This is a genomic window from Klebsiella africana (genome assembly GCF_020526085.1).
GTDB classification, from domain to species: Bacteria; Pseudomonadota; Gammaproteobacteria; order Enterobacterales; family Enterobacteriaceae; genus Klebsiella; species Klebsiella africana.
In genome coordinates this window covers 4,096,047-4,107,652 of record NZ_CP084874.1, presented here as the reverse complement: position 1 = coordinate 4,107,652, position 11,606 = coordinate 4,096,047, and the positions used below count along the sequence as shown (strand labels likewise).

Annotated in this window: 11 protein-coding genes and 1 pseudogene; 8 read left to right on the top strand and 4 right to left on the bottom strand. The window is 61.7% G+C overall.

Going from position 1 to position 11,606, the window contains the following annotated elements; genetic code table 11:
• Positions 1-7: 7 nt before the first annotated feature.
• Entirely contained in the window at positions 8-1,114 is a 1,107-nt protein-coding gene (locus tag LGL98_RS19845) for an ABC transporter substrate-binding protein (RefSeq protein ID WP_168435375.1), read from the bottom strand.
• Here LGL98_RS19845 and LGL98_RS19840 point away from each other — a divergent pair.
• Positions 1,107-1,246: pseudogene (locus LGL98_RS19840) on the top strand (hypothetical protein). The gene LGL98_RS19845 and the pseudogene LGL98_RS19840 sit on opposite strands and share 8 nt — an antisense overlap.
• A gap of 429 nt (positions 1,247-1,675) precedes the next feature.
• On the opposite strand, the gene eutC reads toward LGL98_RS19840, so the two are convergent.
• The 3 genes from eutC to eat are packed head-to-tail and all read right to left on the bottom strand — an operon-like array spanning position 1,676 to position 5,226.
• Positions 1,676-2,452, bottom strand: a complete 777-nt coding sequence (eutC, locus tag LGL98_RS19835) for an ethanolamine ammonia-lyase subunit EutC (protein ID WP_136033588.1) — start codon at positions 2,450-2,452, stop codon at positions 1,676-1,678.
• Complete coding sequence (locus LGL98_RS19830) at positions 2,449-3,837, bottom strand: ethanolamine ammonia-lyase subunit EutB (protein ID WP_136033586.1); 1,389 nt, start codon at positions 3,835-3,837, stop codon at positions 2,449-2,451. The genes eutC and LGL98_RS19830 overlap by 4 nt, the downstream gene beginning before the upstream one ends.
• Before the next feature lie 9 nt (positions 3,838-3,846).
• Positions 3,847-5,226, bottom strand: coding sequence for an ethanolamine permease (gene eat / locus LGL98_RS19825; RefSeq protein WP_042939282.1), 1,380 nt, complete (start codon positions 5,224-5,226; stop codon positions 3,847-3,849).
• A 74-nt stretch (positions 5,227-5,300) separates the two neighbouring features.
• Here eat and LGL98_RS19820 point away from each other — a divergent pair, with 74 nt between their 5' ends.
• The 7 genes from LGL98_RS19820 to tauD all read left to right on the top strand — a co-directional run bounded on the left by LGL98_RS19820 (position 5,301) and on the right by tauD (position 11,466).
• A complete protein-coding gene (locus tag LGL98_RS19820; protein ID WP_226651871.1) occupies positions 5,301-5,417 on the top strand; it encodes a hypothetical protein in 117 nt (38 codons plus the stop codon).
• 82 nt (positions 5,418-5,499) lie between these two features.
• Positions 5,500-6,909 (top strand): S-methylmethionine permease, encoded by a 1,410-nt coding sequence (gene mmuP, locus LGL98_RS19815; RefSeq protein WP_136033584.1) that lies wholly within the window; start codon positions 5,500-5,502, stop codon positions 6,907-6,909.
• Positions 6,896-7,828 (top strand): homocysteine S-methyltransferase, encoded by a 933-nt coding sequence (gene mmuM / locus LGL98_RS19810; protein WP_136033582.1) that lies wholly within the window; start codon positions 6,896-6,898, stop codon positions 7,826-7,828. Before mmuP ends, mmuM begins: the two co-directional genes overlap by 14 nt.
• Positions 7,829-8,052: 224 nt before the next feature.
• On the top strand, positions 8,053-9,015 hold the full coding sequence (gene tauA, locus LGL98_RS19805) for a taurine ABC transporter substrate-binding protein (protein ID WP_136033580.1): 963 nt from the start codon (positions 8,053-8,055) through the stop codon (positions 9,013-9,015).
• 11 nt (positions 9,016-9,026) lie between these two features.
• A complete protein-coding gene (gene tauB, locus LGL98_RS19800; protein WP_004178719.1) occupies positions 9,027-9,794 on the top strand; it encodes a taurine ABC transporter ATP-binding subunit in 768 nt (255 codons plus the stop codon).
• Positions 9,791-10,618: a taurine ABC transporter permease TauC gene (tauC, locus tag LGL98_RS19795; RefSeq protein WP_008805332.1), complete on the top strand. Its 828-nt coding sequence runs from the start codon at positions 9,791-9,793 to the stop codon at positions 10,616-10,618. The genes tauB and tauC overlap by 4 nt, the downstream gene beginning before the upstream one ends.
• Complete coding sequence (gene tauD, locus LGL98_RS19790; protein ID WP_136033578.1) at positions 10,615-11,466, top strand: taurine dioxygenase; 852 nt, start codon at positions 10,615-10,617, stop codon at positions 11,464-11,466. Before tauC ends, tauD begins: the two co-directional genes overlap by 4 nt.
• Positions 11,467-11,606: the final 140 nt, after the last annotated feature.

Below are 11,606 nucleotides of genomic sequence, written 5' to 3'. Positions count from 1 at the left end.
TCACAACTTAAGGGTTAACCACGGTACGAAACGCCAGCTTGCCATCTTTCACTTCGTTGATGACCGCGCTGCGAATGGCATCGCCGTTCTGTAACGTCAGCGTGCCGGTCACGCCCTGGAAATCTTTGGTGGCGCGGATTTTTTCATTTACGCAGACCCGATCGTGGGGATCGCTGCACTGGTTCATGGCGTTGACGATGACGTTATAGGCGTCCGCCGCCATTGCGCCCCAGGTATGGGTCGGCTGCTGGTATTTGGCTTCCCAGGCTTTGATGAAGGTTTCCCCGGCCGGGGTCTGCTCTTTGGCGTTCGGCGAGTAATAATCGGTGGTCATATAGCCGTTGACCGCGTCTTTACCGACATCGAAGAAGACTTGATCCGCGGCCAGACCGTCGCCGCCCACCACCGGTTTGTTGAGCCCCAGCTGTTTAGACTGCACGGCAATCAGCGCCCCTTCGGTGTAGTAGATCGGCATATAAATCATGTCGACATTCTTCGCCTTGACGCTTGCCAGCTGGGCTTTAAAGTCCTTGCTGCCGCCCGGGGCCTGGACCTCGATGGGAATGGTGCCGCCGTTTTTCAGGAACTGGGTGCGGAACGCTTTCGCCAGGCCGACGGAGTAGTCGTTGCTGCTGTCAAACACGATGGCGGCGGTTTTGGCTTTCAGATCGCGGGAGGCCAGATTGGCCCCGACCACCCCCTGGAAGCTGTCCGAGAAGCAGACCCGGCTGACGTACGGATGGTTGCGAGTGACGCGGTCGTTGGTGGCGGTGGAGGAGACCAGCGGCGTTTTGCTGTCGTCGGCGATCTTGGTCATCGCCAGGGTGTTGGAGGAGGTGACTTCCCCGATCACGGCATCCACTTTATCGCTGGAGACCAGCCGCTGCATGGCGTTGGCCGCTTCGACTTTGTCGCTTTTATCATCGATAACGATAAGCTTGATGGTATCGCCATTTTTTAACGTTGGGGTGATGGCCTGAATAATGTCCAGCCCTTTCTGCGACGGCTGGCCGTAGCCGCTGAGGGCGCCGCTCAGGGGTAATACCACCCCGATTTTAATTTCCGCTGCCTGCGCGCTGCTGGCGCCGACCAGCGCGGCAATCAGCGTGGCCATTAAAGACGCTTTCCCGGAAAACGATTTCATTGGTATTTCTCCGTCGGTCGATTATTTATTACCATCAATGACTGCATAACATTGCGGAATAACTCGCCAGCGTATCTGACGAATTATTGGCTGTTATGTTGAATAGATAACGAGATATATACCCTAAATAATTCGAGTCGCATGAGGCGGCAAGTGAGCGAGTCCCCAGGCGCTTACAGAAGTAAGTGACTGAGGAGAGAGAACGCAGCCAACGCACATGCAACTTGAAGTATGACGGATATTTTTAATGCGCGGATTTACCTTACAACGTCCGTTTCGTTTTTACTCATGCAATATTCTTATTACCTGAAGGGAAGGGCATAAGGCTGGTGACAACTCGGTTCTTGGTGCGGTGAACGCATTTTGCCGGATGGCGATAGATGCCTTACCCGGACTGGAAAACACGCCATATAAACCAGTTGGACGGTGTCCGCAGGCCAGCGCCGCCGGGCAATTTCAGCGCGCACCCGAATATAATATTCAGGTGCGCCCGGTACTATTAAAAATCTCTTCTGCGGCTGGCGTGACTTATTATTTTATAGGGGGCAACGGTTTTATTTTTCCATGCAGCGCCGGATTATCACTTTCATCTTTTAACTGCACGCCGGTAAGCCGGCGCAAAAAAGCCTGCTCCAGCAGCCAGGCCAGTTTAAAGGCGGCTGCGTCATGGCTTAATCCCTCCGGACGAATATTAGAGATACAGTTGCGCTCAGATTCCAGACGCTGACGATGGGGCTGCCAGGTGAGGTAGACGCCGAGGCTGTCCGGCGAGGAGAGACCCGGCCGTTCGCCAATCAGGATCGCCACCGCGCGGGCTTTCAGGGTTTCGCCAATTTCATCCCCGAGGGCCACCCGCGACTGATGCGCCAGCACCACCGGCGCCAGGCCGATCCCCAGCGTCTGCAGATAGGGCAGCAGGGCGCGGATCAACGGCACCGCCTGGCGCTCTACCGCCCAGGAAGAGAGGCCATCGCCGATCACCAGCAGCAGGTCGGCGGGGCGGACGCCGCTGGCGGCAAGGTCGGCACGGCTTTCGTCGGCGAGCTGCCGCCCGAGATCCGGGCGCCGCAGATAAGTGTGACGGTCCGGCGCGGCGCTGCGCACCGTCAGGGCATCGAGGCCGAGCGCCGCCAGCGGCGCTACCAGCTGTTGGCTGGCGAATGGCTGATGAATGGCATCCCGCGCTCTGGCGTGGGCCAGACCAAAGTTGAGGACTTCGCGGGTCGGCAGGCTGGCGCCGCTGCGCCCCAGGGCGATCCGCGCATCGGTAAATTCACGCAGCGGGTTCCAGGCATCTGGACGGTTCATACGGAGGCTCCTTGCGGCAGGACGGACAACAGTGGATGACGGGCGTCGGTGAGCTGCAGCGCGCCGTGCGGATCGATAATCTGCATCTTCGCCAGCCAGTCGGCGAACTCCGGGGCATGCTTTAAGCCCAGCAGACGACGAGCGTACAGCGCGTCATGGAACGAGGTGCTCTGGTAATTGAGCATGATATCGTCCGCCCCTGGCACGCCGATCAGGAAGGTGAGCCCGGCGGTGCACAGCAGGGTCAACAGGGTGTCCATATCATCCTGATCCGCTTCCGCGTGGTTGGTATAGCAGACGTCGCAGCCGATCGGCAGGCCCATCAGCTTGCCGCAGAAATGATCCTCCAGCCCGGCGCGAATAATCTGCTTGCCGTCGTAGAGATACTCCGGACCGATAAAGCCGACCACCGTATTGACCAGTAGCGGTTCAAAGTGGCGGGCGACCGCGTAGGCCCGCGCCTCACAGGTTTGCTGATCGACGCCGTGGTGGGCGTTGGCCGACAGGCAGCTTCCCTGGCCGGTCTCAAAATACATCACATTGTTGCCGAGGGTACCGCGCCTGAGGCTGAGGGCCGCCTCGCGGGCCTCCTGCAGCATGGCAAGGTTGATGCCGAAGCCGCTGTTGGCCGCTTCGGTACCGGCCACCGACTGGAACACCAGATCCACCGGCGCGCCGCGCTCAATCAGCTGCAGCGTATTGGTCACATGGGTCAGAATGCAGGACTGGGTAGGGATGGCGAAGCGCTGAATAATATCGTCCAGCATCACGTTCAGCTGCGCCAGCACCGGTAAGCTGTCGCTGGCCGGGTTGATGCCGATCACCGCGTCCCCGGCGCCGTACAGCAGCCCGTCGAGCATACTGGCGGCGATGCCTTTCAGGTCATCGGTAGGATGGTTGGGCTGCAGGCGCACGCTGAGGTGGCCGGGCAGGCCGATGGTGTTGCGAAAGCGCGTCACCACCTGGCATTTGCTGGCGGCAAGGATCAGATCCTGATTGCGCATCAGCTTACTGACCGCCGCCGCCATCTCCGGGGTGATGGCGCGGGCGACCCGCTGCAGCGTGGCGGTATCGGTAGCATCATCCAGCAGCCAGTCGCGAAAATCGCCGACCGTCAGGTGACGCAGGGCGGCAAAGCCCTGCGCATCATGGGTGTCGAGGATCAGGCGCGTCACTTCGTCCTGCTCGTAAGGGATAAGCGGGTTGTCGAGAATGTCGGTCAGCGGCACCTCGGCGAGGGCCATTTTCGCCGCCATCCGCTCTTCGGCTGAGGTGGCGATAACCCCTGCGAGGGCGTCGCCGGAGCGGGCCGGCGACGCTTTCGCCATCAGCGTTTTCAGACTATCAAAGCGCCATACCTGGCCCGATAGCGTGGTTTTATACATGCCGCCTCCTCAGGAGACCGTGCGCAGTTGAGGATCCACTGGCGCCCGTTCACGGGCCGCTGCGGTTTTGCGGAACCACAGGTAGCCGCCGAGCATCATCGCCGCGAAAATCAGCGCCAGCAGCAGGTTATACCAGACCATCGCCACCAGGCAGAGCACCGCCATGCCGAGGGCAAAGGCCGGCGCCAGCGGGTAGAGCGGGGCGCGGAATGGGCGGATCAGCTTCGGCTCGCTACGGCGCAGTTTGAACAGCGCCGCCATGGAAGTGATATACATAACAATAGCCCCAAATACCGACATAGTGACGATACAGGCGGTCAGCGGCATGCCGCTGATGGTGATCAGCGAGTCGGAGAAGATCGCGGCGATACCGACCACGCCGCCGGCGAGGATCGCCAGGTGCGGGGTGCGGGTGCGGCGGTTGAGGGTCGCTAGCCCGGCGGGCAGATAGCCGGCGCGGGCCAGGGAGTAGATCTGCCGCGAATAGCCCATAATGATGCCGTGGAAGGAGGCGACGAGGCCAAACAGCCCCAGCCACACCAGCATATGCAGCCAGCCGCTGCCATTGCCCACCACCGTCTTCATCGCCTGGGGCAGCGGATCGTTAATATTGGACAGCGCGCGCCAGTCGCCGACGCCGCCGGCGAAGACCATCACGCCGATCGCCAGCACCGTCAGCGTCAGAATGCCGCCGCCCAGGGCGCGCGGAATGGTGCGCTGCGGATCTTTGGCCTCTTCGGCCGCCATGGAGGCCCCCTCAATGGCGAGGAAGAACCAGATGGCGAACGGAATGGCGGCGAACATCCCCGGCAGCGCCAGGCCGCTGAAGCTTTCCGCGCCCGCCCAGCCGTTAGTGGTGAAGTGGCTCCAGGAGAAGCCGGGGGCGACCACGCCCATGAACACCAGCAGCTCGAAGATGGCCAGCAGGGTGACGATCAGCTCGAAAGTGGCGGCAATGCCGACGCCGAGAATATTGAGCGTCATAAAGATCACGTAAGCGCCGCAGGCGACCCATTTCGGATCCAGCGCCGGAAACTGCACGTTGAGGTAGGCGCCGATGGCCATGGCGATGGCCGGCGGGGCGAAGACGAATTCAATCAGGGTGGCAAAACCGGCGATAAAGCCGCCGGTGGGCCCGAAGGCGCGGTAGGCATAGGCGAAAGGGCCGCCAGCGTGCGGGATGGCGGTGGTCAGCTCGGTAAAGCTGAAAATAAAGGCGCAGTACATCGCGGCGACCGCCAGGGCGACGACCATAAACCCCATCGTGCCCGCCTGCGACCAGCCGTAGCTCCAGCCGAAGTACTCCCCGGATATCACCAGTCCGACGGCGATCCCCCATAAACGAAAACTGCCGAGCGTTCTTTTTAAGGTGGTGGTGTGCTCTGTCATACGTGTTGCCTCGCCAGATAGAAAGGTTCTGAACGACAGGCTGCAAAGAGAGTGCCAGAACGTGGTCTGCTGCGATAAGGCATCAGCGCGTGGTGCGCCCGCTGGCGCTGCGCAAAAATGGGGCAGGCTGCACGCTGTCGGCGCGTGCCCTGGTGCAGCGGCTTTGCTTTTTCAGCGGCGGCACGGTATAACACTTCTTCTTTTGGATGTTTAGATGTCTATACGTTTATACGCATCATGACCCGGGCAAGCGGGCTGGCGTGAGAAAATAAAATGCAAAGCACAACACAACAACAAGGTGGGCAGCTGAAGCGCACCATGAAAACGCGCCATCTGATTATGCTGTCGCTTGGCGGCGTGATTGGCACCGGCCTGTTCTTTAATACCGGCTATATCATCTCCACCACCGGCGCGGCCGGGACGCTGCTGGCGTATCTGATTGGCGCCCTGGTGGTCTGGCTGGTGATGCAGTGCCTCGGCGAACTGTCAGTGGCGATGCCGGAGACCGGCGCTTTCCACGTTTACGCGGCGCGCTACCTTGGCCCGGCGACGGGCTATACCGTGGCGTGGCTCTACTGGCTGACGTGGACGGTGGCGCTCGGGTCGAGCTTTACCGCCGCGGGATTCTGCATGCAGTACTGGTTCCCGCAGGTGCCGGTCTGGATCTGGTGCGTGGTGTTCTGCGCAGTGATCTTCGGCCTTAATATCATTTCGACGCGCTTCTTCGCCGAAGGCGAGTTCTGGTTCTCGCTGGTGAAAGTGATCACCATCATCGCGTTTATTATTCTCGGCGGCGCGGCCATTTTCGGCATCATTCCGATGCAGGATGGCTCCCCGGCGCCGGGCCTGCACAATATCACCGCCGAAGGCTGGTTCCCGCACGGCGGCCTGCCGATCCTGATGACCATGGTGGCGGTGAACTTCGCCTTCTCCGGGACGGAGCTTATCGGCATTGCCGCCGGAGAGACGGAAAACCCGCATAAGGTTATTCCGGTCGCCATCCGCACCACCATCGCCCGGTTGATTATTTTCTTTATCGGCACCGTGTTTGTGCTGGCGGCGCTGATCCCGATGCAGCAGGCGGGGGTGGAGAAAAGCCCCTTTGTGCTGGTGTTTGAAAAGGTGGGCATCCCTTATGCGGCGGACATGTTCAACTTCGTGATCCTGACGGCGATCCTGTCGGCGGCTAACTCCGGCCTGTATGCTTCCGGGCGGATGCTTTGGTCGCTGTCGAACGAGAAGACGCTGCCGGCCTGCTTTGCCAAAGTCAATAAACGGGGCGTGCCGGTGACCGCCCTGTCGGTGAGTATGCTGGGCGGCGTGCTGGCGCTGTTCTCCAGCGTGGTGGCGCCCGATACGGTGTTTGTCGCGCTGTCGGCGATCTCCGGTTTTGCGGTGGTGGCGGTGTGGTTGAGCATCTGCGCCTCGCACTTTATGTTCCGCCGCCGCCATCTGCAGCAGGGTAAGGCGCTGAGCGATCTGCAGTATCGCGCTCCCTGGTATCCGGTGGTGCCCGTGCTGGGGTTTGTGCTGTGCCTGGTGGCCTGCGTGGGCCTCGCTTTTGACCCGAGCCAGAGAATTGCGCTGTGGTGCGGGATCCCCTTTGTGGCCCTGTGCTATGGTGCCTGGTATCTTACTCGTTCACGGAATATGACTCAGGAGCCCCAACATGTCGCAGACTAATCCGTTTACCGCCCTGCTTGCCGCCCAGCCTTTCGTGCTGCTGGACGGCGCCATGGCCACCGAACTTGAGGCCCGCGGCTGCGATCTGGCCGACAGCCTGTGGTCGGCGAAAGTGCTGCTGGAGAACCCGCAGCTGATCCGCGATGTGCATCTCGACTACTTTCGCGCCGGGGCGCAGGTGGCGATCACCGCCAGCTATCAGGCCACTCCGGCGGGCTTTGCCGCGCGCGGGCTGGATGAGGCCCAGTCCCGGGCGCTGATCGGCAAAAGCGTCGAGCTGGCGCGCAAAGCGCGCGAGGCGTACCTCGCCGAGAACCCGCAGGCCGGCACGCTGTTGGTCGCCGGTTCGGTGGGACCGTATGGCGCGTTTCTTGCCGATGGCTCGGAGTATCGCGGTGATTATCAGCGCAGCGCGGCAGAGTTCCAGGCCTTCCACCGCCCGCGCGTCGAAGCGCTGCTGGATGCCGGCGCCGATCTGCTGGCCTGTGAAACCCTGCCGTCCTTCGCCGAGATCCAGGCCCTGGCGGCCCTGCTGCAGGAGTATCCCCGCGCCCGCGCCTGGTACGCCTTTACGCTGCGCGATGCCGAACATCTCAGCGACGGCACGCCGCTGCGCGAGGTGATGGCCGCCCTGGCGGATAACCCGCAGGTGGTGGCGGTGGGGATCAACTGTATCGCCCTGGAAAATACCCCCGCGGCGCTGGCGCATCTGCACAGCCTTACGGCCCTGCCGCTGGTGGTTTATCCTAACTCCGGCGAACATTATGATGCGGTGAGCAAGACCTGGCACCATCATGGCGAAGCCAGCGCCACCCTGGCGGATTATCTGCCGCAGTGGCTGGCGGCCGGGGCGAAGCTGATTGGCGGCTGCTGCCGCACCACGCCGAAGGACATCGCCGCGCTTAACGCGAAGCGCTGAGTTTTTTGCCGGGTGGCGCTGCGCTTACCCGGCCTACACTTTGCGCGATCCGTCTCCACCACCCGGCGCCAACCATCTGCCACTAACCCACCGCTCAAAACCAACTATCCTTTCCCGCTTTTGTTCTAAAAACGATTCGCTATTAGCCAGAATTTTTAATTACTTCATCTCCATCCTGTTGCCGGAAATACTGCACCTATAACAACTCAGGGGAAGCAGACATTATGGCATTCACATCGCGAATTACTCTTCTGGCGGCGCTGGCTGTTGCCGCCTTCCAGGCGCAGGCGGTCAACGTGACCGTGGCGTATCAAACCTCCGCTGAGCCGGCGAAAGTCGCCCAGGCGGACAACACCTTCGCCAAAACCAGCGGGGCGACCGTCGACTGGCGGAAATTCGACAGCGGTGCCAGCGTGGTGCGCGCCCTGGCCTCCGGCGATGTGCAGATCGGCAATATCGGCTCCAGCCCGCTGGCGGTGGCCGCCAGTCAGCAGGTGCCGATCGAAGTGTTCCTGCTTGCCTCAAAGCTCGGCAACTCCGAAGCGCTGGTGGTGAAGAAAAGCATCAGCAAACCGGAAGATCTGATCGGCAAGCGCATCGCCGTGCCGTTTATCTCCACCACCCACTACAGCCTGCTGTCGGCACTCAAACACTGGGGCATCAAGCCGGGCCAGGTACAGATTATTAACCTGCAGCCGCCAGCGATCATCGCCGCCTGGCAGCGCGGGGATATCGATGGCGCTTACGTTTGGGCGCCAGCGGTTAACGAACTGGAAAAAGAGGGCAAGGTGCTGACCGATTCTTCCCAGGTTGGTGAGTGGGGCGCGCCGACGCTTGACGTCTGGGTGGTCCGTAAGGACTTCGCCGAGCAGCATCCGGAGATCGTCAAAGCGTTTGCTAAAAGCGCCATCGACGCCCAGCAGCCCTACATCGCCAACCCGGAGGCATGGCTGAAACAGCCGGACAACATCAGCAAGCTGGCGCGCCTGAGCGGGGTACCAGAAGCCGATGTCCCCGGGCTGGTGAAGGGGAACACCTACCTGACCGCCGCTGAGCAGGCGCAGGCGCTGAATGGCCCGGTCAATCAGGCCATCGTCGATACCGCGCGCTTCCTGAAAGAGCAGGGCAAAGTGCCCGCGGCGGGAACTGATTATCGTCAGTACGTCACTGACCGTTTCGTGAAGTAAAGGAGGCGGCGATGCTGCAAATCTCGCATCTTTCCGCCGACTACGGCGGTAAACCGGCGCTGGCGGATATCAACCTGACGCTGGAGAGTGGGGAGCTGCTGGTGGTGCTGGGGCCCTCGGGCTGCGGTAAAACCACCCTGCTGAACCTGATTGCCGGATTCGTGCCCTATCAGCACGGCAGCATCACCCTTGAAGGTCAGCGGGTGACCGGGCCGGGCGCAGAGCGCGGCGTGGTCTTCCAGAACGAAGGCCTGCTGCCGTGGCGCAATGTGCAGGATAACGTGGCGCTGGGCCTCCAGCTGGCGGGCGTGGATAAAGCGCAGCGCCGGCAAGCGGCGGCGCAGATGCTGAAGAAGGTGGGTCTCGAAGGGGCGGAAAAACGCTTTATCTGGCAGCTGTCCGGCGGTCAACGCCAGCGGGTGGGCATCGCCCGGGCGCTGGCGGCGAATCCGCAGCTGTTGCTGCTGGATGAGCCCTTCGGCGCGCTTGACGCCTTTACCCGCGAGCAGATGCAGACATTACTGCTGAAACTGTGGCATGAGACCGGCAAACAGGTGCTGCTGATCACTCATGACATTGAAGAGGCCATCTTTATGGCCACCGAGCTGGTGCTGCTGTCGCCGGGGCCGGGACGGGTGGTGGAGCGGCTGCCGCTTGATTTCAGCCGTCGCTTTGTCGCGGGCGAATCCTGCCGCAGCATCAAATCCGACCCGCGGTTTATTGAACAGCGGGAATACATTCTGAGCCGGGTGTTTGACCAACGGGAGGCTTTCTCATGAGCGTGGTACTGAACGACAAACCGCGTCAGACGACGCTGAAGTGGCGCTGGCCGCTCTCCCGTCAGCTCACCCTCAGCGTGGCGACTCTGGCGGTATTGCTGGCCGTCTGGTGGGCGGTCGCGGCGCTGCAGCTGATTAGTCCGCTGTTTCTGCCGCCGCCGGGCCAGGTACTGCAAAAGCTTATCACCATCGCCGGGCCGCAGGGCTTTATGGATGCGACGCTCTGGCAGCATCTGGCGGCGAGCCTGACGCGGATCGTCATCGCCCTGCTGGCGGCAGTGCTTATTGGCGTACCGGTGGGGATCGCCATGGGGCTCAACTCGACGGTGCGCGGGATCCTCGACCCGCTGATCGAACTCTATCGTCCGGTGCCGCCGCTGGCCTACCTACCGCTGATGGTGATCTGGTTTGGCATCGGTGAAACCTCGAAGATCCTGCTGATCTACCTGGCGATTTTCGCGCCGGTAGCCATGTCAGCGCTGGCGGGGGTAAAAAGCGCGCAGCAGGTGCGCATTCGCGCTGCCCGTTCGCTGGGCGCCAGCCGGGCGCAGGTGCTGTGGCTGGTGATCCTGCCCGGCGCGCTGCCGGAGATCCTCACCGGGCTGCGCATTGGTCTCGGGGTGGGCTGGTCAACGCTGGTGGCCGCTGAGCTGATCGCCGCCACCCGCGGATTAGGGTTTATGGTGCAGTCTGCCGGCGAGTTTCTCGCCACCGATGTGGTGCTGGCGGGGATCGCGGTGATTGCTATTATCGCCTTTTTACTGGAACTGGGTCTGCGCGCGCTGCAGCGGCGCCTGACGCCCTGGCATGGAGAAGTACAATGAGTGAACGTCTGAGCATTACCCCGCTGGGGCCGTATATTGGCGCGCAGGTGAGCGGGGCGGATTTAACCCGTCCGCTGAGCGACAACCAGTTTGAACAGCTGTATCACGCGGTGCTGCGTCATCAGGTGGTATTCCTGCGCGAGCAGAATATCACCCCGGCGCAACAGCGCGACCTGGCGCTGCGGTTTGGCGACCTGCATATCCATCCGGTCTACCCTCACGCCCCCGGCGTGGAGGAGATTATCGTCCTCGATACCCACAACGATAATCCGCCGGATAATGACAACTGGCATACCGATGTCACCTTTATCGACACGCCGCCCGCCGGCGCCATTCTGGCGGCGAAAGAGCTGCCGGCGACCGGCGGGGACACCCTGTGGACCAGCGGCATCGCCGCCTGGGAAGCGCTGTCAGAACCCTTCCGGCAGCTACTGAGTGGCCTGCACGCCGAACACGATTTCCGCAAATCGTTCCAGGAGTATAAGTACAACAAAACCGAAGCCGAGCATCGGCGCTGGCAGGAAGCGGTGGAGAAGCATCCGCCGCTGCTGCATCCGGTAGTGCGTACCCACCCGGTGACCGGCAAGCAGGCGCTGTTCGTTAATGAAGGCTTTACCACGCGAATTGTCGAGGTGAGTGAGAAAGAGAGCGCAGCGCTGCTGAACTTCCTGTTTGCTCATGTCACTAAACCGGAGTTTCAGGTGCGCTGGCGCTGGCAGCCGAACGATGTCGCTATCTGGGATAACCGGGTGACCCAGCATTACGCCAACGCCGACTATCTGCCGCAGCGGCGGATCATGCACCGGGCGACGATCCTCGGCGATAAGCCGTATTACCGGGCGGGGTAAGGCTTGTAGCCGGTTAAGGCATCAGCTGCGAGCCGCGGAGAAAAGCGGATGCTGCATTGCCCGCAGATTCCCGGAGGCGGCGCGGGCTACCGATCCGTCGGAAACGGTGAACTGTAGCCCGGCTAAGGCGCAACGCGCCG

Coding starts and splice junctions, on each gene's coding strand:
- LGL98_RS19845 (WP_168435375.1), bottom strand. CDS start 1,114: ATGGCCACGCTGATTGCCGCGCTGGTCGGCGCCAGCAGCGCGCAGGCA.
- eutC (WP_136033588.1), bottom strand. CDS start 2,452: ATGAACCGTCCAGATGCCTGGAACCCGCTGCGTGAATTTACCGATGCG.
- LGL98_RS19830 (WP_136033586.1), bottom strand. CDS start 3,837: ATGTATAAAACCACGCTATCGGGCCAGGTATGGCGCTTTGATAGTCTG.
- eat (WP_042939282.1), bottom strand. CDS start 5,226: ATGACAGAGCACACCACCACCTTAAAAAGAACGCTCGGCAGTTTTCGT.
- mmuP (WP_136033584.1), top strand. CDS start 5,500: ATGCAAAGCACAACACAACAACAAGGTGGGCAGCTGAAGCGCACCATG.
- mmuM (WP_136033582.1), top strand. CDS start 6,896: ATGTCGCAGACTAATCCGTTTACCGCCCTGCTTGCCGCCCAGCCTTTC.
- tauA (WP_136033580.1), top strand. CDS start 8,053: ATGGCATTCACATCGCGAATTACTCTTCTGGCGGCGCTGGCTGTTGCC.
- tauB (WP_004178719.1), top strand. CDS start 9,027: ATGCTGCAAATCTCGCATCTTTCCGCCGACTACGGCGGTAAACCGGCG.
- tauC (WP_008805332.1), top strand. CDS start 9,791: ATGAGCGTGGTACTGAACGACAAACCGCGTCAGACGACGCTGAAGTGG.
- tauD (WP_136033578.1), top strand. CDS start 10,615: ATGAGTGAACGTCTGAGCATTACCCCGCTGGGGCCGTATATTGGCGCG.